Annotated in this window: 33 protein-coding genes and 4 pseudogenes; 31 read left to right on the top strand and 6 right to left on the bottom strand. The window is 32.1% G+C overall.

Annotated elements, in window-relative coordinates; genetic code table 11:
* Positions 1–123 precede the first annotated feature (123 nt).
* The 7 genes from ACXY7N_RS17830 to ACXY7N_RS17800 all read left to right on the top strand — a co-directional run bounded on the left by ACXY7N_RS17830 (position 124) and on the right by ACXY7N_RS17800 (position 4,024).
* On the top strand, positions 124–399 hold the full coding sequence (locus ACXY7N_RS17830) for a hypothetical protein (protein WP_016087132.1): 276 nt from the start codon (positions 124–126) through the stop codon (positions 397–399).
* A 72-nt stretch (positions 400–471) separates the two neighbouring features.
* Positions 472–1,041 carry an imm11 family protein gene (locus ACXY7N_RS17825; protein ID WP_016087133.1) on the top strand — a complete coding sequence of 190 codons (570 nt, stop codon included), beginning with the start codon at positions 472–474 and terminating at the stop codon, positions 1,039–1,041.
* Positions 1,042–1,184: 143 nt separating this feature from the next.
* Entirely contained in the window at positions 1,185–1,619 is a 435-nt protein-coding gene (locus tag ACXY7N_RS17820; RefSeq protein ID WP_488592531.1) for an SMI1/KNR4 family protein, read from the top strand.
* A 102-nt stretch (positions 1,620–1,721) separates the two neighbouring features.
* Positions 1,722–2,192: an Imm30 family immunity protein gene (locus ACXY7N_RS17815; RefSeq protein ID WP_016087135.1), complete on the top strand. Its 471-nt coding sequence runs from the start codon at positions 1,722–1,724 to the stop codon at positions 2,190–2,192.
* 254 nt (positions 2,193–2,446) lie between these two features.
* Positions 2,447–2,902, top strand: coding sequence for a YrhA family protein (locus ACXY7N_RS17810; protein ID WP_016087136.1), 456 nt, complete (start codon positions 2,447–2,449; stop codon positions 2,900–2,902).
* Positions 2,903–2,961: 59 nt separating this feature from the next.
* Positions 2,962–3,453: an ankyrin repeat domain-containing protein gene (locus ACXY7N_RS17805; protein WP_488592530.1), complete on the top strand. Its 492-nt coding sequence runs from the start codon at positions 2,962–2,964 to the stop codon at positions 3,451–3,453.
* 97 nt (positions 3,454–3,550) lie between these two features.
* Positions 3,551–4,024, top strand: a complete 474-nt coding sequence (locus ACXY7N_RS17800) for an Imm30 family immunity protein (RefSeq protein WP_000386363.1) — start codon at positions 3,551–3,553, stop codon at positions 4,022–4,024.
* Positions 4,025–4,208: 184 nt separating this feature from the next.
* Here the strand turns inward: ACXY7N_RS17800 and ACXY7N_RS17795 are convergent, their stop codons facing one another.
* Positions 4,209–4,463 carry a SunI/YnzG family protein gene (locus ACXY7N_RS17795; protein WP_000900620.1) on the bottom strand — a complete coding sequence of 85 codons (255 nt, stop codon included), beginning with the start codon at positions 4,461–4,463 and terminating at the stop codon, positions 4,209–4,211.
* Positions 4,464–4,772: 309 nt separating this feature from the next.
* On the opposite strand from ACXY7N_RS17795, the gene ACXY7N_RS17790 reads away from it, so the two are divergent.
* Together ACXY7N_RS17790 and ACXY7N_RS17785 are read left to right on the top strand one after the other, a co-directional pair.
* Entirely contained in the window at positions 4,773–5,105 is a 333-nt protein-coding gene (locus ACXY7N_RS17790) for a DUF3895 domain-containing protein (protein WP_046957989.1), read from the top strand.
* Between the two features lie 96 nt (positions 5,106–5,201).
* Positions 5,202–5,558, top strand: a complete 357-nt coding sequence (locus ACXY7N_RS17785; protein ID WP_488592529.1) for an Imm3 family immunity protein — start codon at positions 5,202–5,204, stop codon at positions 5,556–5,558.
* A gap of 251 nt (positions 5,559–5,809) precedes the next feature.
* Here ACXY7N_RS17785 and ACXY7N_RS17780 read toward each other — a convergent pair whose 3' ends face one another.
* The 3 genes from ACXY7N_RS17780 to ACXY7N_RS17770 all read right to left on the bottom strand — a co-directional run bounded on the left by ACXY7N_RS17780 (position 5,810) and on the right by ACXY7N_RS17770 (position 7,117).
* A complete protein-coding gene (locus tag ACXY7N_RS17780) occupies positions 5,810–6,196 on the bottom strand; it encodes a DUF1433 domain-containing protein (protein ID WP_016087141.1) in 387 nt (128 codons plus the stop codon).
* Positions 6,197–6,279: 83 nt separating this feature from the next.
* Positions 6,280–6,657 (bottom strand): DUF1433 domain-containing protein, encoded by a 378-nt coding sequence (locus ACXY7N_RS17775; RefSeq protein WP_454497683.1) that lies wholly within the window; start codon positions 6,655–6,657, stop codon positions 6,280–6,282.
* 76 nt (positions 6,658–6,733) lie between these two features.
* Positions 6,734–7,117 (bottom strand): DUF1433 domain-containing protein, encoded by a 384-nt coding sequence (locus ACXY7N_RS17770; RefSeq protein ID WP_454497682.1) that lies wholly within the window; start codon positions 7,115–7,117, stop codon positions 6,734–6,736.
* Positions 7,118–7,175: 58 nt separating this feature from the next.
* On the opposite strand from ACXY7N_RS17770, the gene ACXY7N_RS17765 reads away from it, so the two are divergent.
* The 9 genes and pseudogenes from ACXY7N_RS17765 to ACXY7N_RS17725 form a co-directional block, all read left to right on the top strand.
* Entirely contained in the window at positions 7,176–8,357 is a 1,182-nt protein-coding gene (locus tag ACXY7N_RS17765) for an alpha/beta hydrolase family protein (RefSeq protein WP_488592528.1), read from the top strand.
* Between the two features lie 12 nt (positions 8,358–8,369).
* Entirely contained in the window at positions 8,370–8,753 is a 384-nt protein-coding gene (locus ACXY7N_RS17760; RefSeq protein WP_000968638.1) for a hypothetical protein, read from the top strand.
* A gap of 225 nt (positions 8,754–8,978) precedes the next feature.
* Entirely contained in the window at positions 8,979–9,953 is a 975-nt protein-coding gene (locus ACXY7N_RS17755; RefSeq protein WP_046958103.1) for a hypothetical protein, read from the top strand.
* Between the two features lie 17 nt (positions 9,954–9,970).
* Positions 9,971–10,426: a hypothetical protein gene (locus ACXY7N_RS17750; RefSeq protein ID WP_046957993.1), complete on the top strand. Its 456-nt coding sequence runs from the start codon at positions 9,971–9,973 to the stop codon at positions 10,424–10,426.
* 278 nt (positions 10,427–10,704) lie between these two features.
* Positions 10,705–11,484, top strand: a complete 780-nt coding sequence (locus tag ACXY7N_RS17745; protein ID WP_048566049.1) for a hypothetical protein — start codon at positions 10,705–10,707, stop codon at positions 11,482–11,484.
* A 19-nt stretch (positions 11,485–11,503) separates the two neighbouring features.
* A pseudogene (locus ACXY7N_RS17740) lies at positions 11,504–11,786 on the top strand (pentapeptide repeat-containing protein); the annotation flags it as partial.
* Positions 11,787–11,968: 182 nt separating this feature from the next.
* A complete protein-coding gene (locus ACXY7N_RS17735; RefSeq protein WP_048566050.1) occupies positions 11,969–12,427 on the top strand; it encodes a toxin-antitoxin system YwqK family antitoxin in 459 nt (152 codons plus the stop codon).
* 184 nt (positions 12,428–12,611) lie between these two features.
* Positions 12,612–13,100 (top strand): SMI1/KNR4 family protein, encoded by a 489-nt coding sequence (locus ACXY7N_RS17730; protein ID WP_064459888.1) that lies wholly within the window; start codon positions 12,612–12,614, stop codon positions 13,098–13,100.
* An 83-nt stretch (positions 13,101–13,183) separates the two neighbouring features.
* Positions 13,184–13,414: pseudogene (locus ACXY7N_RS17725) on the top strand (hypothetical protein); the annotation flags it as partial.
* Positions 13,415–13,651: 237 nt separating this feature from the next.
* Here the strand turns inward: ACXY7N_RS17725 and ACXY7N_RS17720 are convergent.
* Complete coding sequence (locus ACXY7N_RS17720; protein WP_048566053.1) at positions 13,652–14,269, bottom strand: DUF4241 domain-containing protein; 618 nt, start codon at positions 14,267–14,269, stop codon at positions 13,652–13,654.
* Positions 14,270–14,933: 664 nt separating this feature from the next.
* On the opposite strand from ACXY7N_RS17720, the gene ACXY7N_RS17715 reads away from it, so the two are divergent.
* From ACXY7N_RS17715 to ACXY7N_RS17660, 12 genes and pseudogenes are all read left to right on the top strand, one after another.
* Complete coding sequence (locus ACXY7N_RS17715) at positions 14,934–15,239, top strand: hypothetical protein (RefSeq protein ID WP_048566054.1); 306 nt, start codon at positions 14,934–14,936, stop codon at positions 15,237–15,239.
* Between the two features lie 78 nt (positions 15,240–15,317).
* A pseudogene (locus ACXY7N_RS17710) lies at positions 15,318–15,557 on the top strand (DUF7021 domain-containing protein); the annotation flags it as partial.
* A 50-nt stretch (positions 15,558–15,607) separates the two neighbouring features.
* Positions 15,608–16,099 carry an SMI1/KNR4 family protein gene (locus ACXY7N_RS17705; RefSeq protein WP_048566056.1) on the top strand — a complete coding sequence of 164 codons (492 nt, stop codon included), beginning with the start codon at positions 15,608–15,610 and terminating at the stop codon, positions 16,097–16,099.
* 158 nt (positions 16,100–16,257) lie between these two features.
* The gene (locus ACXY7N_RS17700) at positions 16,258–17,496 is read left to right on the top strand and encodes a suppressor of fused domain protein (RefSeq protein ID WP_098209241.1); all 1,239 of its coding nucleotides are present in this window, start codon (positions 16,258–16,260) and stop codon (positions 17,494–17,496) included.
* A 161-nt stretch (positions 17,497–17,657) separates the two neighbouring features.
* Entirely contained in the window at positions 17,658–18,200 is a 543-nt protein-coding gene (locus ACXY7N_RS17695) for a SecY-interacting protein Syd (protein ID WP_048566058.1), read from the top strand.
* A gap of 24 nt (positions 18,201–18,224) precedes the next feature.
* Positions 18,225–18,779 carry an SUKH-4 family immunity protein gene (locus tag ACXY7N_RS17690; protein ID WP_488592527.1) on the top strand — a complete coding sequence of 185 codons (555 nt, stop codon included), beginning with the start codon at positions 18,225–18,227 and terminating at the stop codon, positions 18,777–18,779.
* 64 nt (positions 18,780–18,843) lie between these two features.
* Positions 18,844–19,107 carry a hypothetical protein gene (locus ACXY7N_RS17685; RefSeq protein WP_001016550.1) on the top strand — a complete coding sequence of 88 codons (264 nt, stop codon included), beginning with the start codon at positions 18,844–18,846 and terminating at the stop codon, positions 19,105–19,107.
* A gap of 104 nt (positions 19,108–19,211) precedes the next feature.
* Positions 19,212–19,757 (top strand): hypothetical protein, encoded by a 546-nt coding sequence (locus ACXY7N_RS17680; RefSeq protein ID WP_016134927.1) that lies wholly within the window; start codon positions 19,212–19,214, stop codon positions 19,755–19,757.
* An 8-nt stretch (positions 19,758–19,765) separates the two neighbouring features.
* Positions 19,766–19,909, top strand: a pseudogene (locus ACXY7N_RS17675) (SecY-interacting protein Syd); the annotation flags it as partial.
* A 19-nt stretch (positions 19,910–19,928) separates the two neighbouring features.
* The gene (locus tag ACXY7N_RS17670; RefSeq protein WP_048566060.1) at positions 19,929–20,351 is read left to right on the top strand and encodes an immunity 22 family protein; all 423 of its coding nucleotides are present in this window, start codon (positions 19,929–19,931) and stop codon (positions 20,349–20,351) included.
* A gap of 64 nt (positions 20,352–20,415) precedes the next feature.
* Entirely contained in the window at positions 20,416–20,844 is a 429-nt protein-coding gene (locus tag ACXY7N_RS17665) for an SMI1/KNR4 family protein (RefSeq protein ID WP_048566061.1), read from the top strand.
* A gap of 66 nt (positions 20,845–20,910) precedes the next feature.
* Entirely contained in the window at positions 20,911–21,378 is a 468-nt protein-coding gene (locus ACXY7N_RS17660; RefSeq protein ID WP_048566062.1) for a DUF6985 domain-containing protein, read from the top strand.
* 88 nt (positions 21,379–21,466) lie between these two features.
* Here the strand turns inward: ACXY7N_RS17660 and ACXY7N_RS17655 are convergent, their stop codons facing one another.
* Positions 21,467–22,174: a DNA alkylation repair protein gene (locus ACXY7N_RS17655; RefSeq protein WP_488592526.1), complete on the bottom strand. Its 708-nt coding sequence runs from the start codon at positions 22,172–22,174 to the stop codon at positions 21,467–21,469.
* Positions 22,175–22,385: 211 nt separating this feature from the next.
* On the opposite strand from ACXY7N_RS17655, the gene ACXY7N_RS17650 reads away from it, so the two are divergent.
* The gene (locus ACXY7N_RS17650; RefSeq protein WP_488592525.1) at positions 22,386–22,901 is read left to right on the top strand and encodes an ankyrin repeat domain-containing protein; all 516 of its coding nucleotides are present in this window, start codon (positions 22,386–22,388) and stop codon (positions 22,899–22,901) included.
* Position 22,902: the final 1 nt, after the last annotated feature.

The following is a 22,902-nucleotide window of genomic DNA, read 5'->3' as shown; positions in this document are numbered from 1 at the left end:
TAAACGAAATGTTACTAAGGAATAGATGTATAGAACTAGATACAAGTAATAGTTGAGGAAAGGCAATTGTTGGAGTGGTGAAAAATAGAAATAAAATTTATGATAATTAAATAGGAGGACATAGTGAACAAGAAAAGGCAGTTAATTCAACAAGTAAAAGTCGTGATACATAAGTTGGAGAAAGACTATGTGAAAGATATTAATAGTGGTATTTTACAATTAATATATAAAAGATATAAGAAAGCGTTAGAAATATTAGAGAATAACGAGGATATTAAGGGAATAACCATTGTGGGTGGCGTACGTGCATATATGGACAGTCACAATGATTATCCACATACATTATTAGAAGAATTACATAAAGCTGAAACAATCGCCAAAGAATTAACTAATAGATAGTGATAGAGGAAAAACAAGAAGTGGTCAAATAAGGGAGAAGTTTTGCAATGTTTAAGAATAAGGAGAGCTATTATGAAGATATGGCAACTAACAAATTTATTAGGCAATGATGAATTAACTACGTGTAATAAAAATGGACAAGAAGTATTTGAAGATGGATTTAATGGTATACCTATGCTTAGTACATGGAAACCTATTCAAATGAAAACATATAAACATATGGAAAAAGCTGATTTGTTAAGTTTTGAAGGAGAGTCATTTCCTACCCCACCTATTTTTACAAAAAAAGCTATACATATTTTAAATGATTTAATAGAGGATCAAGTAGAGTGTTTGCCACTATTGCATGAGACATATAGTTGTTATGCTGTAAATGTAACGAATATTTTTGAGTGTGTGGATCATAAAAAATCAGTTTCTACTAAATACGGTGGTTATGATGAGTTTATCTTTATCCCAGAAAAAGTAGAAAATCAGCATATATTTCGTAATGGTAACACGCAACATTCATTAGGAGATCTCCCTATTACATCTGTAGAAATATTTGTATCAGATGCTTTTAAAGAAAGAGTTACAAATAGTGGATTGAAAGGATTTCGTTTTAAATTAGTATGGGAATCTGATGAGAAAAATGATGAATAAGAAATAGAAAATAATCCAATGATACGCCCAACGTCAATAGAAGATTTTAAAACACATATTCAGTAGCATTTGACTTTAATCGAGAGAATACTTGTAAATAAAATAGAATTCAGCCTTTTTTCTAGTATAAGGGGGGATAGTTTGTGGGAAAAGATGAAATTGCAAACTTATTAGACAGTATGTTAGATAAAGAATTAGAGGATTTAGATTCCCCTTCAGATAATGATTGGAGGGAACTGGAGAAAAAATTTGGATGTCAATTTCCTAAAGAATTTAAATGCTTTATTGAACTAATGTCTGAATATGTATTTTCAGGGGATATTTTAAATGTTTCTAGTGGTAAGACGAACGGAAATGATACTATTGAATTTATTTATGATTATGAAATGAAAGAAGGTTTTTGGAAAAACGAACTAATCCCTTTTTATAGTATAGGTAATGGAGATTACTTTTGTCTTCATTCAAAAGAGAGCCAGCAAACGGGAGTTTACTTTTATTTTCATGAAGAACATGGTGTAACTAAGGAAGCCGATAATTTTGAAGAATGGTTAAATCAATTAACAATCTATTTGAATTAATAACTAAAGATAGATTTGTATTCTAGAAGTTAATTCTTTTATTAAACTATGAATTTTTTGAAACTCTTCAATAAACTCTACTCAAAGTATGGAGGGAAATAAATGTCATTAGAAAAAAAGATATCTATTTTAAAAAGAATACGTTTTCTGGAGCATGAAGATGATAGCATTGAGCTATTTGAAGAAATCTTAAATGAAATATTGCAAAAGGCAGATAATAAAGTAATTATTGATCTATGCAGTGCATTTCATGATGAAATAGATGAACCTTCGATTGTTGGTGATTTAATTGAATCGATTTTTTATATAATCGAAAAAAATGGAGTTGAAGATGGTTTAAGTAAAGTTATTGAAGGGATAAGTATTGTTTTGCCACAAGCTAAATATTGTGCTAAAAGGTTCTATAGAAGTCTTCTAGCTTCAGATGATTTTATTATTCCATTTATTAATGTATTGAAGAAGGCTAAAACTACAAATAAAGAAGGCGTTATTAAAATTTTGAAAGAAATAAGTGAGAAACAACCACAACAATATTTTGAAAAAGTTGATTTGATTTGTAAAGAGGTTATTTAATACTTTAATTATAAAATAACTCTAAAGTTTGCGTGTAGGATCATGAAAATAGCTTTAATATATTTCATTAAAATATCAATCTAGATAAATCATATGGTTAATACTAGCTAGAGTGGCTTCCAAAAATATTTGAATAGCACGCCAAAAGCAATGGGCAATTTGAAACCAATCCTTGTAATGGGGCGTACTATTGAGGATAACTTTGTGTAATTCTAGCCTAAAAAAGGATTGAATATTTATTAGAAGGTGAAGTTATGTGGAGAGAGAAGATTAATCATATATCCAAAATAGGAAAGAAACGAAATCGAAAACTCAATTTACCTATCAACGAAAAGGAGTTATCAAAATTTCGTAAATCTGTAGTAGAAAAATTTGGTGAAGATGTCCTGCCACAGCAGTACTATGAATTTTTACAAACAGTTAATGGAATTGAATTTAATGGATTAATAATATATGGGATTGACCAAAGTTTTTTAGATTTTAAGCCAATAAATCAGGTAGATAGTTTTTTTGATGCTAATGAAATATGGGAATCAATTAAAGACGAAGATGAACTGATTTTTTTCGGAGATTCAGATATAGCTTGGTATTGTTATAATGTTTCCAAAAAGAAATTTGTTGAACTAGACAAGCCTTCAGGCGAGCATATGGAAACTTTTTGCGATTTTGATACTATGCTTAAATCTGCTCTCTCAGCAGCACTTAGCTAAATGTATCGTAGTCAATGTCTAACTGTTTAATCTAGATGAAAATAGTGCAGGGGGATTCTATGGAAAGTAAGGGAAAAGCGATAAAAATCTATGATTTCATTAAAAAAGGGGCTATAGAACAAGCGAAAGAGATCATTATTACTGATAAAAGGTTGCTTGATTTTGTAACGCCTTATGGAACGTGGCTACATGCTGCAGCTAGAGCTGGTGAACTGGATATGATAAAATTTCTTGTTGAATCTGGTATGGATATTAACCTTAATGAAGGTGTACCAAAGTCAGCGCCTATTGCACATGCAGCTAGTGAAGGTGAAATTGGTATTGTAGAGTACTTATTTGATAATGGTGCAATATTAGATGTTAGTGACCCAAATAGAAATCCTCTATTCTCAGCGATTTATGGTGGGCATCTTAATATTGTAAAGTATCTTGTTCAGAATGGTATTGATAGTACTGTAAAGTATACAGGGGATACTATGAAAGAGATGGGAGCTTACGAATTTGCTATTGAAAGAGGAGAAGTGGAAATTGCTGAATATTTAAAAATGTAAACTTGAGATGGAAGCCATATATTGATGTAATAGAAAAGTTGAAAACTAATGATCATATTAATTTAATTATCCAATTTATTTAAAAGGAGAAATTTATATGGACTATCAATCTGAGGTTAAGAGATTATATAGTTGTAGATTTTTAAAAAATCAATCGGAATGTGAAGAGTTTGACAGTGTATTAGAAAACTTAGCAGATTGTGATGATGAGAAGCTTATTAAAGAGTTGTGTATAGTATTTGAGGATGAAACACAAGAGGAAGAAGTTATGTTTGGTCTAGTTCATTTTATTGAAGATTTTGAAATGGGAAAATATCTAACAGAGATGCCTAGAGCTTTACCAAAAATGGTTGAGAGTGCAAAAGAGTGGGCAATGTTACTAAACAAAAGAATTTTAAATAGTGATTTATGTAGAAGTGAGTATGCTAAAGTACTTGTAGGAATGAATCATGATATACAACTAACGATAATTAATTTACTTAATGAAATTATTGCTGATAACCCTAAAAGATTTGAGAGGACTGCCAATGAGGTTCTTAGTCAATTACAAGGAGTTCATAAAAATAAATAAGAATTGTAGAACTACTGTATTATAGATAAAACTAAGAACACCCTAGCGAAGAGCTAGGGTGTTTGTGTTATATAGTTTCACCATATGCTTCCGAATTAGGAGCAGGAGTAATCAACGAACCTTTTGTAGCGTTTCCTATAATAGAATGAAAGTGTTTAACGCTTAAATATAGGAAGAAAAACAATTAAGCTTTTATTTTATTTAAAATGGTTACTCTATTAGTAGTGAATAATAAATAATTTTGTTTTACTGTCTTAATTAAAATACGATCAGTTGTACCATATGCTGTTCCAATTCGGATTGCGCTTTTTTCTTCAACACCAGCATATGTATTATCTTCCGTTACCTCAGTGATTTCACATAATGGAATATGAATTTTAGAGAATTGCCATGAAATAATTAGTTCATCTTTTGTTTTTTCAACATGAATACCTAACATATTACCAGAACCTTTCTATAATAAAATTTTACTCGTACTATGTTATTATACAAATTTATAAATTTTATTTCTATTTTTTTACAGAGAGTATACAATTAACAACGAGAAAATGTTCATTATTACTTTCATTCCTATTATAACGAATTCTACAATAGAAAACAGAACGTATATTTGGTATAATCGAAATATACTATATGAAACGATGTACATGAGTTTGAGATTTATGAAAAAAGGTAAATACATAATAATACATACGCTATAGGATTCAGTTCATGTTATACAAATCAATCGTTAGAAAGGAAAAGAAGTATGAATCAAATTTCATTCGAAGATTTATTTGAAGAAGAAAACAAACCAGAAAAGGTGGAGGTAACTGAGATTCCCGTACTTTTATCGCCCTTACAAAAGGATATTTTAGAATTAATTAATTCTGAAGAAATAAGTGCACTTGAGTTATGCGAACAATTAATACGAGCTGGTAAAATATCAGATGAGAGATTCACAACGAATAAGCCTAAAGCATACGGGCAAGTATGCTTACTGTTAGAAGGTTTTGTTAAAGAAGAAAAGCTTATTTTTGTCAAAAGTGATGAGAAAAGAGATAGAGTATATAAATTGAAAGACGAAGATTCTAACGAATAAAATGTATAAAGTATAGTAATGAAATAAGGAAGTCCTCATATTTGTGTTGAAAGATTATTTTCACATAAGCGTGGGGATTTTTTTGAGGGAGGATGTATGAAAGATTGGGAGTATAATGAATTATTTCATGCAATCCGGGAGGCGTATGAAGAGTTATTAGATGAAGAGAGAGGGTATCGATATGCTATAGCAAAGCTAGCGGATGAATTTGATAATTTAGGAAAGATTGAAGATGTTATCGTTGATATTGCCATAGGAGAAATAGCAGTCAATCATCATATGGTTTTTGTTGGGCGTGTTAAAGGTATAACAAAGAGGCTAAGTATGTTTAATCTTCAAGAGGCAGAAGGTGAATTGACAGTAGAGGAAATAAAAGATTTATCGATAAGAATAAATAATGTAATAGAAGAATTAAAAAATGTAAAGAGTGATTATAAATCTTTGGTTGAATAATTCATGTTTCTGCAAATGTAAGAGACATAGCTAAACAAGAGAATAGAAATCGCTGCATACATAAAACGTAAGATGGATGAGAGATAATAAAGGTTGGAAAAGGAATAAGACTAAAATAAAGAGATTGATAGGCATATGGTTATCAAATATAAAAAAATTATCTTATAGATAGTTAAATGGCTATTACTATATTACAAATAACCAACTTTTGGTTTATTTTTTATAGGAAAACAAAAGAGTAATCGTAAAGACTACTCTTGGATTTTTTTCTTTTCTTCCTTTTCAATTTCGGAAACGGATTTTTTTGGTTTTTTAACATAGTTATCGTATAGTTCCCCAGAACATCCAAAATCATCTTCAAAATCCTCTGTAGTACTAATATGAGCTATAAACCATAAATTTTCATCTTTATTGATATACCCTTTCAATTTAGGAACACCCATTGGACTTACATCCTGTTTTGTAAATGTAATCGATTTTACATCTTTAATATTATAATGAATATACTTCGTTACTCTTGCTTCTTGTATTTTCCAAAACTTTTCTTCTTGTTCTTTATGTTTTAAGTATTCCATTGTAAAAAAAACTCCTGCTATGAGTAACAAAGCAGATACAATCAAAATAACTACTTTCTTCATTAGAAATTCCCCTTATAAAAAACTTACCATTACATTCTTCTTAAAATGAGATAGGGAAGACAAGAGTAGTGCAGAGACTATTCTTATTTCTTTTCTTTCTCTTCCTTTTCAATTTTGGAAACGGATTTTTCCGGTTGTTTTATAAGTTTTCCTAGCTCACCAGAACGATCAAATTGATCTTCGAAATTTTCAGTAGTACTAATACGAGCTACAAAATCTAATTGTTGGTCATTATTTATATACCCTTTTAGTCTAGGAACGCCCATAGGACTAGTTTCGTGTTCTGTAAATGTAATCGATTTTACATCTTTAACATTATAATGAATATATTTTGCTACTCTTGTTTCTTGTACTTTCCAAAACTTTTCTTCTTGTTCTTTATGTTTTAAGTATTCTAAAGTAAAAAATCCTCCTGCCATGAGTAACAAAGCAGATACAACCAAAATGATTACTTTCTTCATTGGAAATCTCCTTATGAAAAACTTACGATTGCATTCTTCTTAAAATGGGGTAGGGAAGACAAAAATAGGGCAAAGACTATTGTTTTTTCTCTTCCTTCTCTTCCTTTTCAATTTCGGATACGGATTTTTCAGGGTCTTTTATAAGTTTTCCTAATTTCCCAGAACGCGTAAATTGGCCTTCAAAGTTTTCAGTTGTACTTATACGAGCTATGAAATCTAATTCTTTATTATTATTTATATAGCCTTTTAATCTAGGGACTCCCATAGGACTTACACTCTTTTCTGTAAACGTAATCGATTTTACATCCTGAATATTATAACGAATATACTTTTCTACCCTTGCTTCTTGTACTTTCCAAAACTTTTCCTCTTCTTCTTTTTGTTTTAAGTATTCCATTGTAAAATACCCTCCTGCTATAATACAAATAATGGATAAAATAATTACCGTTTTTTTCTTCATAGAAAATCCCCTTGTATTTAAATATAGTTAAAATATACCATGAAACGAGTTGAAACATATGGGTGAATTTAAAAAGAATCCAATTGCGACAGATGAAAATTATTTCGAACTAGCAGATCAAGTTTATGATGACCAAGTTTTAGAAAAAGGTAAAGAAATAAAAATGGCAGATGGTAAAAAGTGGGTAGTTATAGAATCAATTGATGCAGATTGTCAAAAAGTAAAAAATGGATTAGAAGCTATCGCAGTAGTACCAGCAGACAAATATGATGAAAATGCAACACATTATGATGATATAATCCTAGCATTTCGTGGAACAGAGCCTACGCAATTAGCAGATTTCGAAACAGATATCGATCAGATTACGTTTGGAATTAAAACACATTCTAAAGTAATTACTCCAAGTAACAGTCAAACTATAAAACCTGATTCTGAAACATCATTTGATACTGGATTAAAATGGGCAAAAAATGACATCGTAGCAAAATATAACCCTTCTTCTCTTCATACTACTGGACATAGTAAAGGTGGTGCAGAAGCGGACCTTATCGCTGCAGAATTAGATTGTTATGCAACTACATGGGCTGCACCGAATCCCTATGGTGTACTAAGTCCTGAAGCAAAAAAACGAGTAAATGAAGGGGAAATGGAAAATAAAGCAACTGATTATACACATGAAAATGACCCGATTGGTAACCACACTCAATTCGGTGCACCTCTAATTGGTAAGCAATACACAGTGAGACAGAACGATACAAAACAAGGACTTTTTACACGTTTAACTATGGACGGACACGGCAGAGATACATTTATGGGATCCTTTCATTCAAATGGAAGTCCCCTATTAAAATTAGAACCTGAAGATATTATAAGACAAGCACAAAAAATTCAAATGCTCAGTAATCGATTATCAGATATTGCAAAAAATATAGAAGAGTTTCAAAGAAGAGAAGCTGAAGCGGTTCAAAAGTTGAAAAGTCAATTAAAATATGAAACAGGGCCAGGTGGGAAATATCATCTATTAGAAGCATACGAAATAGATGAAGCCATCTCACGAATTGCTAAAACGAAAGAAGGTGGGAATGACTATTTTCACGATGTACACATGGCAGAAGAATTAATTCATCTTTTAAGAAAAGAACAAAAAAGTTTAAGTAGATTTGGGGACGAAATTAGTGATGCAGCAAATTCACTTAGGGATAAAGATAATCAATTAGCGGGGAATTTTCAGTTTAGATAAGGAGAGAATTATATGATGGATTTTATGGGGGAAATTAAAAAGATAGAAAAGCAAATCGAAAGTGTTACAGGAGATTTAGCGGATCAGGTAGTTGAGGAGTTACAAGCTGCTAAAAAACAGATTGAAAGAGAAATGCAGCGTATGATGTTAAAAACAGAAGTAGGGTTTAAATCAATAGACATTATAAAAGAAGATACATATGCTCTTCAAAAAAACATAGGGGCATTTCATGAATTACAAACAAGTCTAAGAGATATAGCAGCAGAATTAGAGAAAAGTTTTGAAAGTAAAACTGGCAGTAAAATCAATGAAGAATTAAAGAAATATGAAAAACAAATTAACAACAACATTTTTAATGAACATGTTCACTTAGCAAACAGTTGTGGGAAAAAATAAGAGAAGAAGAAAAACTAAAGATAGTTTCTATTGCTTTAATTTACTGAAAGAGATGCACTGTGTAAATGCGAGGTTTGGATTGAACAGAAAAGTGTGTCTGGTGATAAGTTATATGAATGGATAAATAATACAAATTTTATAGAAATATATGAGTTCGTTGAAGGTGAGAGTGAATTAAGGGGAAAGGCTAAAGAAGGAAATAGATTAATTCATAGGGAGGATACAATGATAAACCAAAAAAAGTTAGAAATGGCTTTTAAAAGATATAGCAAAAATTTTGTGGATGGAATCAAATTTGAAGATGTGAAAGATAAATATAATGTCAGTAGAAGAAAGATTGAGAAAATCGTTGAGCAAAATGAAACAGAGAAAGATCACATACTATTAATAAATCTAAGCAAAATTTCCTCATATCACTTGTCATTATGGAAAAACGATGTATTGATCAGCGGTGGAAACAATGTAGAAGGATTAAAGAACATGCAGAAGGTTTTATTTTACCAGTGCATGGGACAGGATCTCTATACAAGCAGGTATCCAGGAATGATCTTGGGGTATACGTTTAGAGAAGTCGTCCTCACATTAGTTCATTTTGCAATGTATGGATGGGAGAAAGAAGAAAATATATTATATGATTTTATGACTCATCACTTCGGTGAACATTTAATAGATGCCAATGAAGAGGATAGACATATTTGGTTTTTGCTAGAGCTGTACTTGCAGTATAGAAATAAAACCATCATGGGAACGAATAAAAAATTGCATCTAGCTGTGAAAAATAAGTTTAAGGAAGCTGAACTGCGATGCGGCTCAATCCCTGAAGACCTGAATATTTATGATGAAGTGCTGGAACGTTGGTCGACTGGTGATTTAGAAGAAATAGAACATCTAATTTCGATAATGTCACAGTATCATTCTGCATTAGCTTCTGAAATCGGACAGCTAGGTGAATTTGGCGATTTCGGATACGGATTTTATCCTTTTGAAATCTTATTCTTGATCCATGTAAGGAAACAACTAGGGTTGCCAGTACCTACTCAATTCGATAATTTTCTGATGAATACTCCAGAAGCAAAAATGGTATTTAGAGAACGTGAGCCATACCCTGAGTGGGATCCCGTGCTTCAGATGATCGATCAATTTTATCGTAAAAACTACCCAGAATATATTCCTAACAAGCATGGAGAATTATTTCAATAAAAAAGGAGGAAGCTAATATGCCTGATCAAGGGATAGCGCAGATTATATTTCCTGATAGCAAGGATTTGGAAACATTTTTGAAGGAACAAGGAGGTTATAACTTACATGAAGACCTATTAAAATATGGATTGACAACGAAACAGTTTTTATACGTTGACTATAAAGGTGAGCAATACCAAGAAATTGTCAATTTTATTCTTGATTACGAATTTGCCCACCAAATTGAATTAGCAACACAAGAAGAACTTGAGAGATTAGAAGCATTTAATTATGAATTTTTACCCGATAAGATCAAGATGGCCAACAAAATACTGTCACCAAAGGGATATGGTCTGTTTTTATATCCAAATTCGGGCGACTTTTACGCATTATTCATTGGGAAAATAGAGAATATAACAAAAATCCTGCAAGAAGAGGTGTTGCTTGATGATAGAATTCCTTTCCAAGAAAGATGCATTAAGTACTATAAATAGACTTAAAATAATGCAGTTTTGAAAGAGACACCACATTATCCCTATGATATAGTGCATTATCAAGAAGAATAAATGTAAGAATCTACAGTGATATACTAGACTGTAGTTTTTTTATTTGTGCGTAATTAATACATACTGTGCAAAATGAAAAATAACTAAGGGGATCTGTTAGTTCATTAGGCGATTGAGGAGTGAATTTAAAAATCAGAAAAAACATGTGAAAATAACAGAAAATATGTATTTAAATGTTAAAATTATATATTGAAGGGAGAATTTGCATGAAACCTGATTTTTTCTTTATTACAATGTATCCAACAGTATCTTTTAATGAAGAAGAGATACTGGGGCGTCTTTTGGATGTATTTGAGTCAAATGAGAAATTTACTCCTACTCATTGGGGGAACTGTGAAACAGTAAAGGTAGAATATAACCGTCAGGAAATTTTAGAAAAAGTAATTTCAGAGCGTAGAGTATCTGAAGTTCACTTGTATCGTGATAAGTCTGTGAACTACACAGGAAGTTTTCAAGTTAACTGGAGTCATCGTTCGTTTTTAAACTTTGAGTTTCATAAGTCGATACCTAAAAAATTATGGTCTGCTTTTTTTGAGTTATCTGATCAAATCGCAGAAATCGCGAAACCTCGTATTGGAGTAACTCAAATTTTTTGGCCATTGTCCTATCCATGGAATACCGAACGCGAGCGCTTACAAATGTGGATGGAAATATCTTCTCAACTCATACCAGTTAGGTTTCTTCCGAATGGTCCATTAGGATTAGGAGCTAGAACATATTTGAGTGGTCATATTTTAGACATGTTTGATAAAGAATTATTATTAAATAGCCCAGGGGTGGTATCAGAACTGAATTGGGGTGGAACTTGCATAGATCTTTTACACAACCCTTTAGAATCTGATATGGATTTGTTGCTTGATAGTTGGCTATCTGCAATGAAATATTTAGAACCAGCTCAAGTAATGGCTCTACCAAGCTTTGATGAGGATCGGATGGGAGTATCTTTTTCTCCGAATGTTGCCTGGAAGGATTATTTAACAAGATAAATGAAAAGGGATCGCAGTTATGAATGAGAATAATAGAATAAGATTCATGGAAATATTAAATCGATCTCAATACAATGATGAAATAATAGATGGGCTAGATATGAGCAATGTAGACCTTATTTTTTTGATTTGTCAGAGGTGATGGCAGAGGATATTATGGCAAAACAAGTATGAGAGCATCGTTTTTTGATTGTGATTTTGAGTTTGCTGATTTCAGAAGCTGTAATTTAGAGAAAATACATATTGCAGATTGTAGATTTGGTGAAGCGGACTTCTCTAAAGCAAATATGAAATATGGTGAGAAGTAAATGAATTTTGAACACTTAAAGGCCTATAATGGATAGCATACGTTATAAACGAATATTAGAAAATATCTCTCATTGTATATAGAAATTACATAATAAAAATAGAAGTATATTACGATAAAAACTTACTTTTACATAACAGCTTAACCGTTAGCTAATATTGTAAAGGAGGATTGAAAATGTTAAATGATGTGTTAACGAAGGAGTATATAATACAGAATGGCCTTGAGTTTGAAGAGTGTTTAGAATATGGGGGACCTTATGGGCTAGGAATAGTAGAGTGTGCGGTTGATGGTAAAGAAAAATTGTTTACTGGCTTAGCTTATGATGTTTATGAGAACGGAAATATAGAATGTTATTTCTATGTAGAAAATGGTGTGAAACAAGGAAAGTATGTGGAGTTTTACATGGATGGAAATATAAAAAGAATCAGCAATATGAATAGAAGCGCGGTTGAAGGCTACTATGTTGAATTTTTTCAAAACGGAATGAAGAAGCATGAGTCTGAATATATTGCGGGACGTGAAATGACTTTTAAAAAGTATGATGAACAAGGGAATGTTGTAAAACAAAAAATAGAACCAACTGAATTCGATATATTATATGCGGAAAAATTCAGTAGCGGTTTAAACAAGTAAGGAACACTACATTAAAAATATTGAATATTAATAAAATAACGAATTATAATTCGATTGAGAGATAGTCGTAGAAAGATATAGAGGAAATGTGAAGAGGTATCGAAATATAGAAGTATGCTTATGGCGCGAACAAACAAATATAAATGAGAAAAAGACTTGAGGAGATTCAGTGGGGGGGCAAGAGATGAGTAAAGTAGAATGGAGATTACCAGATAAGCCTTTATTGCGAGAAAATGTAAAGAATGTGGAAAAAGAGTTGGGCATTCATTTTCCTTTAGATTATATAGAATGTGTAATGAAGAATAATGGAGCACATGTTAGCCCAGAAGTATTTGAAGTTGAGGAGAAGAGAAAAGTTTTTGGTACATTACTAACTTATGATATGGATGATGATGAAAATATTATTGAGGTATTCTATGACTACAATGACACATTACCGAGTGCATTGGTACCATTCGCATTTGATCCAGCAGGAAATTTAATTTGCTTTGATTATAAAAATCATGAAGAAGATCCAATTGTCGTCTTTTGGGAACATGAAGGGGCATGGGAAAAGGAAGCATTGATGGAAAGTGAAGGGATTACGGCTGAAGAAGTAGAGGAAGTAGCGAGAGAAAATGTATTCTATATTGCTAATAATTTTACGGAGTTTTTAAATAAGTTACATGGTTAATAGTGGGAAAGGATTCAAACTTATTTGGCAGTGATAAATGAAAATAGTTACATAACCTCGTTCCTAATAAAGTGGGGATTAAAATGAAACCGAATAATTTTACAATCGCAATGTATCCTACAGTAGCATTTAAAGAAGAAGAGATATTAAATCGTCTTTTAGATGTATTTGAGTCAAATGAAAAATTTGCTCCTACTCATTGGGGGAACTGTGAAACGGTGCAGGTAGAATATAATCGCCAGGAAATCATAGAAAAAGTAATTTTGGAGCAAAGGGTATTTGAAGTTCATTTGTATCGCGATAAAACAGTGCACTAGTAACACTAAAATCAACCATTATGTATAGAGTTAATAAATTATTTAAATAAAAAACTGTTAATAAACAACTAGAATTAATGACGGGTTATATTCACTTAAGAATATAACCCTATTTATCAGAACCAGTAGTACATAAGGAGATTATCCCACGGGTTATTTACAAATATTAGACGAGGAATATTTGACGCTGTAAAAGAAAAAATATTGACTCTTATATCATTATTGATGTTGTCCTCAATTTTCCTCATGTAGCACTTGGAAATCAGTAACAAGTGAAACGATTTTTCCTGCTTCATCGATTCCCCAATAGGAAGGATAAAATCCATCTCCATAACCTGAACGGAATATAATGATATTACTTCCTGTTTCCTCACACACCACGCAATTTCCCCAATCTTCATCATGTTCTGTTAGTATGTCGTCTATAAGATCATCATACAAACTAGTAAATTCTTCTCCTAGTTCTTGTTGTAACCTGTCTTCTATTTCTTCTAACTTACCAATTGCTTCAACATCTGCAAAGCACCCTAAGCCTGTATCAACTGGGTAACCAAAAATATATCCGTCTTCCAGTTCACTTACATTTTGTCCTGGTTTTGTTGCCATCTTCCATCCTACCGCTTTTGACTCCGACAATTTCAATTCAGCACCAGCAATGACTCCATCTTCCTTATGCCACCAAGCAACAATTGGATATGTACCTGGCTGAATTGTTTGTTCGAAGTGATTTTCATTAAAAATAAGAGGATCACAAACAACAATTTTACCTGAAGTAACTTTCAACTGTTCTAGTGCTTCGGAACGCAGGGCCTCACTATCCGGTTTAGATAATTCACGTAATAACTTTGACATAATGTTTCTCTCCCTTTCCTTTTAAAATATTTGTTGGTGCTGCCTCCCATATATTTTTACATGAGTTACATTTGTGTTCTGTGGTATTTCTAGCGCCTTTGTATGTTCCTATAACTTCGATATTATCGCCATGAACTTCTAAAACCTCTGCGGCATATCGTACCCGCATTTTTCTAATAGTTCCGCAACATATTCTTCATGCGTTTTACGTTTTCGGATACATTGCTCCCCCGTACAAGTGTAGATGGAACAAACCTTTATTCATTGAAAAATATAACAAATGAATTTGACTTTAAAATTAGACCCAGTTTTGAGGATGTAAATAATAATCCACCCGTTGATTATATTATTTTAAGGGTAAAAATGCATTAATTATAAATTCAATAAAAGAAGATCGAACTAGATAGTCTTTCTAGATTGATCTTCTTATTTTATATTCTCAAAGGATATTCCCCTTCACTGCAACTCATTGCAATATGTCTACTTCTGTGACACATTACACAATTGTACAGAGATAATGAAGTAATATGAAAAATAATATAAAGATTTTAATTTAATCCTATATATTTTTTATAAATTCTAAAAGTAAATCCCTTATTTTTGGTATGATTGACAGAGATTATTTAATTTCTTATGAATATTCTTGAAAAGGGAGTGATGCTGTATGAAATCAATAAATGTAAATGGGAATATATATTATATTGAATCTGTTCCTTTTGAAGATAAGAGTGAGCAGGATGAAGAAGGATACTACGAATATTTTTACAAAGGAGTCAATTTATCGTTTCACTCGGACAAAGAAATAATTAAAGCCCGAATTTATGACGACGAAGAAATAATATATTTCTTAAAAAATCCATTTCTTGCTTTTGGTAAAGATTTTGAAGCTATAAAAGTATATATAATTAAAGAATATGATGTAAATAAATTTAAAATTCCAGGTGAAAAAAAAGCCTATATAGAATTATAGCTATAATTCTATATAGGCGTTACCATGACCAATTATAATAAAACAGGAAAACTCACAAAGTACTTATGCCTGTGGGCTATGAAAGGAATGTATTCGAAATTGAGTAAATCAAGTGAAATAAGTAGATTTGAAAATAGATTCTCAGAAAATGTGATTGAAATAGCAACTGTCACAGGGGCATTAGGAATCGGTGCATCAAAAGGCGGTGACAACATTTTGTGGACTGCGTCAATTGATTTGATTGCGTGGAAAGACTTCCATAACAATGAAACGATTACAAAAGAAGACATACGACTCGCATGGTTGGTTGATGATGCAATTAGTTATTTCGGATAAACGTGATGTGATTTGTTAGGAGGTGAAGTTAAATGAGAAAAGACTTAACATGGCCAGTACCGGATGAGCCAGTTTCAACAGAATATATAAACAATGTGGGAAAAGAGATAGGGTATATATTTCCAAGTGACTATGTAGAATGTGCTACAAATAATAATGGTTCAGCTGTATTACCCTATAAATTTGAAATAGATACGATAACAAAGGTATTTGGAACTTTACTTTCTTATGATGTAGATAGTAGTGAATATATCGTTAAAGTATATAACCAGTATATTTCTACTCTGCCAAATGAATTGGTGCCATTCGCATTTGATCCAGCAGGAAATTTAATTTGCTTTGATTATAAAAATCATGAAGAAGATCCAATTGTCGTCTTTTGGGAACATGAAGGGGCATGGGAAAAGGGAATATTGATGGAAAGTGAAGGGATTACGGCTGAAGAAGTAGAGGAAGTAGCGAGAGAAAATGTATTCTATATTGCTAATAATTTTACGGAGTTTTTAAATAAGTTACATGATTAGAAGAAGTTAAATCGTAAAAAAGAAATAGTAAAGAAGATAGTGAGATAAAAAATACATATAAGCAGTGGGCGATAAAAAGCATTAAAGGATAAAATAGATGAGAAATGGTTGTTGACAGGGAAAATGTGTATTTTATATAGAGTAAAAGGCGGAGTATAATGAAAATATGGAAAATTATTGGAGATTCGCAGTTTGATCAATTAGAGTGTGAGAATGAAGAAGGACAAGAAATTTTTAATAACTATTTTCAAGGTCAATCAGTAATTAATACGTGGAATCCATTGCAAATGAAATTATCAAATAAAGGAGAAGTATCTGATTTATTAAGTGAAATACCACTTGTTTTTACAAAAGCAGCGATAGAAGTAGTATTTGATTTAATAAAAGGGAAAGTTGAAGTTCTTCCGCTTGTTCATGAAGTATACGAATGCTATGCAATACATGTATTAAACATATTGGCATGTATTGATTATAAAAATGCAAAACCTGATGATTTTGGTGGATTCGATAAATTTGCTTTTATTGCAGATGAAATTAAAGGAGAACATATTTTTTGTACAATGAACACAAAGCATAAATACGGAGATTTTCCAATTGTATCTGTACAAACATTTGTATCAGATGAATTTAAAGATTGTGTTGTGGAAAGTGAACTAAAGGGGTTTAATTTTCAATTAGTATGGGAATCCGATGAGAAAAATCATGAACAAAAAATAGAAACTAACCCAGTGATACGTCCAACCTCAATAGAAGATTTTAAATCACATATTCAGCAGCATTATGGACTGATTACGAATCATATAGAAGCAAATACAAAAAGGATTACCGATGTAGAATTATATGATGTTGGACCAAATAAAATAGTTGATTACCATACAGTAGTAACATATCGGAATAGCTATTTCCGTATGCCAGCTCCATCAAGTGTAGATAGTGGTTATTCAGAACTTGTCATGCATCTACCGAAGGATTGGGATGTTTCATTAACCGCTTTGGCGAGTTCGAAATACAGTTGGCCTTTGCGTCTTTTACAAGAATTTGGAGAAACGACAAGGGAATATGGATTAGAGCAATGGCTTATATTTCCGAATCAATTAGATGAAGGTAAGGAAGATTGCAATGCGTCAATTCATCCATATAGTAAAGAGACGGAATTTTCTGGTGTTATGATTGTACCACCAATTCCACAGTGTTCAGGGGCATTCAAAATGGAATTTCATGAAGATGGTAAAAGAATAGAGGGTGACTGGTCGGTTTATTTTCATACCCTATTACCGTTATATAAAGAAGAAATCCAATGTTATTACGAAGCAGGATTAGATACGTTATTACAAAAATTACTAAAAAATGGTGTTGAAGCAGCATTTGACTTTAATCGAGAGAATACGTGTAAATAAGGCAGGATCGATTGAAGAGATTTATAGTGGAAAAGTAATAAGAATCGCTATATAACTTTACTATTAGTATGAAGGTGGGATATGAAATCCAATTATTTTTCAAATATTAATAATTCAGTAGGAAATGAAATCCTATTAGGTGTTATTGGGAAGGGGAAAACATGGAAATAAAAAAAGCGTTAGATCGGTATTTTAAAGCACTTATGAATGTATGGGAGAAAAAATATGGAACGTATCCTAAAGTACCGTGGGATGCAGAAGTGGATTCTTTATTATATTTAAGTAATCCAGATGAAGAAGGATATGTATATTGGAAACCTCTTGAGAAAAATAATATAGATAATTTTATAGAAATTGAGAAAGAACTGAGTGTAAATATTCACGATGCGATAAAAGAATACTTTAATTCTTATTGGTTCTTAGACATACAAGGCTTTTACGGTACAAAATTAGTTGTCCTTGAACCTGTGGAACCGAATAAATCTATAGTAGAATTTATTCAAATAATGAAACGGTATGAGGAGAGTGAAGGGAGAGAATTTAGGTATATACAGATAGGATTTGTCTCTCCGGAAGATAGGGCTATCATTTTTGACAATGAAACAGGAGAAGTATTAATAGAAAACTTTGAAACAGAAGAAAAAGAGTTTCTTTCTAATTCCCTAGTTGAGTTGATAAGTAATTTAAAAATGGAGCAGAGATAATAATATGATATGCAGGAGGATAAAATGATCTCACCACAAGATTTTTTAGTGAATTGGAATGAAGAAATATACGGTTTAATTCATTATAATGAAAAAATCATTCACTCGTTTTCCTTCTCGAAAGAAACGAAATACTTTTTAATTAAAGCAGGTTTTCCGGAGTCTGCTCCTCCATTTCTTACATTTGAATCTGCGGATAACGGTGGCGGGATAAGGTTGAGCGAGATACAAAATGAATTAGGTACGATGTATGATAAGTTTATATACTTTGGATTTACTGGTAGTGGAAATCCAATCTGTATTGATGAATCTAAATCACAACTCGTATATATAGATTATGACAATGAAAATAAAGTCGTTCTTATAAATAGTACGATAGAGAAGTTTGCAGAATCTTTACTTGTCTATGTGGAATTTATAAAAGAAGTAAAGGCTGCCAATGGAAGAAAGGCTTATATTGAAAAAAATATACCTAAAGGTTTGGTGGAGTGGATTTCTAATGCACTTCGAAAAATTGATGCAGTTGCTTTAACGGAAGGATGTTTTTGGACAGAAGAAATAGGGAGTTTTAGTGAATAAGTGTAGATAATAATAGATGGTATTTTTATAGTTGTAAAAAGTTATTCTAAAAGGGGTATGTTGGGTGAATCATAGACGCAAGAAAAAGAAGCCGAAACAAATAAGAAAAGAAGCTGTTCGGATAAAACCGATAGTAGAAGAAGAAAAACCACTAAAGAAGAGTAGCAACAAGTTGGTCGATATTCTCCTAGGTATTCTTCTTTTTCCAATTCTTATATGGGCTGTCTTGGAAGGTTGTACAACACAATTAAGCAAAGGGAAGACTTTCCTTATTATCGTTTTCTTTCTCTTAATTGCAGTAGGGTTATCTATGATAGGAAACAAATAAGGGGGAGTTTAGATGTTTAAGAAGAAGGAGAAAAAAACATTTACGTTAGACTTGTAAACACACAAGGGGAAATCATTCGAGAGTTTGATTGTACAGAAAAAGACTTGCGGAAAGTAAAAGAAAATGGTGCTGAAATTCGTGTGGTTGGAGATAACTCATATGAGATGGTAGCAACCGATGAACAACTAGAAAAATTAGCAAGAGCTGAAGCAGAAATCGAAGCGGAAATTAAGGCATGGGAAGACGCTTTAAATGAGAGTTTGGATGAACGCGAAGAAAGAGAAGCGAGACAGAAGGAATTGAAAGAAAAGAATAAATGGAGTACAAAGAAGAAAGTGACCGTATTTGGGCTGATATTCTTTGTATTTATTGGATTACCTATTATCGAAGGGTATCAAAATAGTAAACTAGTTGAAGAAGGTACATCATTACATGCAGAAATTGTAGGTAGGCATGTAGAGAAGGAATTCATGTTTACACATCCAACCTTAGTAGTTGAGGTAGACAGTAAAAAGCATAATGTATGGGTAAGTGAAGAGACATATAACGGAGCAGAGTGGTTAGGTAGACTAAAAGTCATAAAAACAAAAGATGGTAAAGTTGAGAAAGACCCTAGATATGAAGGCGAAGACTTAATTACGAGTTATTAAGGGACTAGATAAGGGTAGAAGGAAATGGTTCACTAGTTGTTTTAAATAATGTAAGTGGAAAGACTCAATTGAAGGAATTTGAACGCGGGTCGTTTACAGAGGTTTCGAATAGTTTAAATGAGTTAATTTCTAGTTTGAGGTTACAAAAATAGTAAAGTGAAGAATGTTTATATGAATTATAGACCGGCTAGATGGGGTGGGAAAGTGGAATATAGTGGAATGGTTTCAGTTTGGTTTGGAATTTCTAAATCACTCCAAAATCTTGAGGATTATGTCGATATAGATTACACGATAGATGGTGATTCAGTTCATTCAAAGTTTGGGACGAGCTTTGAATTCGGTTATTTTGATGAAGATAATATTGAAATTTGTTTTTATGAGAATAATAAAAGGGAAGTTGAACATATTTTAAGTGATTTTTCTTATAGTGAACGAATTATTCCTAAAATAAAAAAGCTAGTAAATGGAGATAGTTTAGCGAACGATATTAACTTTGCTATTGTTCTTTATGATTTTAAATATAATGAAGCGAAAAGAGAAGATATGTTTGATGGTTTAGAGGTTACATTTATTGGTTCTATGCCGTACAGGTAGTTTGCAGGGAGCTGCAAATTCATTTCATAAACACATAGATAAACCTTGTAAAGGAGGGATACAAATGCATGCTTTGCCAAATCGTTTAGAAGAAGTTTTGGAAGAAGATATATATAAACGGGAAGATAAAGATCAGGTGAATGAAGTAATGAATAGATTAGGTGTAAAAGTGTCTAATACATTTAGAGAGTTTTATTATCGATTTGCAGGACCATTTTGGGAAGAGCACGTTCCTTATGAACTACTTGATATTATAGATGAAGAGAATAATATTGAATACTACACAATTATTGCTCGAAAGGAACATGGATTTCCTAATAAGTATTTAGTATTAACGGAAATGACAGCAAATGCTGCATTGGTCCTTGATAGTGTAACTGATAAAGTTTACTCAGTGAATTTTGAAGGTGGAGATGAATTACTTTTAAATGGAGAATTAAAGGAGAGTTGGCCAACGTTTTATAAGTTTTTGAAAGAATATTTCAAATGTTAAATGTTGATGGGAGTTAACAATAAGCAGGGACACCTTAGTAATAAGTGCGAGAGGAATGACGGATAAATGAGAGTGAACGATTCAGTTTTTGGAGAGATTGAATATAATTATGCTTGGGCTAAGTGTATGCCTATAACTTTTATAGGCAATGTAACTGAGATTGATTTGATGATAGATGGTGAAGAAGATGGGATGTTTGATGAAGGGCAGTATGTAGCGTATCAATCATTAATAAAAAATTGGGAAGAGGTACAAATAAGTTTATTACAGTCTATATTAGACTATTACAAACAAAGGCGATGTGAATTAGGATATGGTATTGGAGTGCGAGAAAATTATCCATTAGTTGAAACAACTGATCAAATACTAGAGATGATCAGTTTAGATGGTATTGTTGTTCCGTATGCAGATATTACGGACGGACGAGAGGTTGGAATTACATTTAATTGTACGTGGGATATAGAAAATGGTGTAGGAGTTCGTTTATTAAATGAAAAGATAATGGAAGTAGGTTATCAGGATATTATTTTTTAATATAAGTTAAAAGTAAATGTGGAGATTATATAACCTAAATGAAAAAGGTGTCAATCTTTCTCGAATTGACACCCAGATACGAATTTGTTTAACATCTTACATACTTACGTTTGAAACCTAGTCTTCCTCTATCAAGTTCTTTCTGAATACTTTCTGTAGCATGTAGCAAACTGCTTTTTTTATTATCACGTTTGACTTCAACTATACCAACTTCTTTTGCAATTTCGACTGCTTTTTCGTGTAGTGGTACATATGAAATTGCCACTGTGTTTAGGAAATTATTCATAGCGGATTTTGTTCGTTCTGGCGAATGATGAATTGTATCTTTCACCATTTCAAGCATATCGGAAATTTTACTTTCGGAAAACTCATTGTCTTTGCGATTTCCTAAAAGCCAACAGTAGCAACTCCAGCCTGCAGACATTTTAGGCTCGTCCCCACTTGCAATCCATGTATCAGCAACGTCTTGTGCAATATTTGACTCCGATAAAGTTACTGCTACTACATAATCAGATAGCATATAAAAATAAGCTCCATCTATCCAACGATTAAAATCCGATTCACTCATAGCTTTTGGGTCGGCAATAATGCCTGCAAAGTACATAGCATCGTAGTTGCCTGTGGCATAAAGTTCTTCAGCTAATTCTTGATTTAATTTTATTTTTTTAGCGATTGGTTTCATGGCACCTGTAGCTACGCCAAAAACTGGCTCGTGGGCGCCGTTAGATATGTATATTTTTTTCGTTCGTTCCTTACCTAGAGCTTCAAGTTCTTGCATAACTGTTTTAAAATCCATAGCTGTGCACTTCCTTCCTTCATGTAAGAGCCTTTTTCAGTCTTTCATATTTCTAATGTTAATACTAATTGTATTCAAGAGGTATGTCCACTTTCTAAAGGTATCGAAACTTGGTTTGATTTTTGAATACAATAAATTGCATTTTATTGTAAATGAAAACAGAGCCTATTGAGAAGGTGGTATAATATAGAAAAAAGTGGGCGGTAAAAATATGGATAAGATTCAATTTGCGAAAAAGATTAGAGAGTCTGTAAAAAGTGGTCAATTGGAAACGTTAAGAGATTTGCTTGGCAAAAATCCAGAAATGTTATCGTATGTCACACCATTTGGTACGTGGTTACATGTAGCGACGACCTATGGGAATTTAGAAATAATAGAGTATTTAATCCATTCAGGGATAGATATTCATGCAAAGTGTGGGACTTTTTCTACAAATGCACTTGAAAGAGCAGCTACAAAAGGGCATTTACATATTGCAGAGTACTTTATTAAACATCAAGTTGAAATGGATACTAGTGAGCCGGATCGAAATCCTCTGTTTGCTGCCATATATAGTGGGCATTTTGAAATTGTTAAATTGCTAGTTATGAATGGGATAGATATAACGATAAAATATTCTGGTAATAATATGAAAGAAATGGATGCTTATACGTTTGCTGTTGAAAGAGGAGAGATGGAAATTGCAGAGTATGTAAAGCGTAAGTTGAATGAGAATATATATTCATAAT

The organism is Bacillus sp. 5w2, assembly GCF_054353775.1.
The sequence above is the reverse complement of the archived record's forward strand: the minus strand, read 5'-3'. Positions and strand labels throughout refer to the sequence as shown.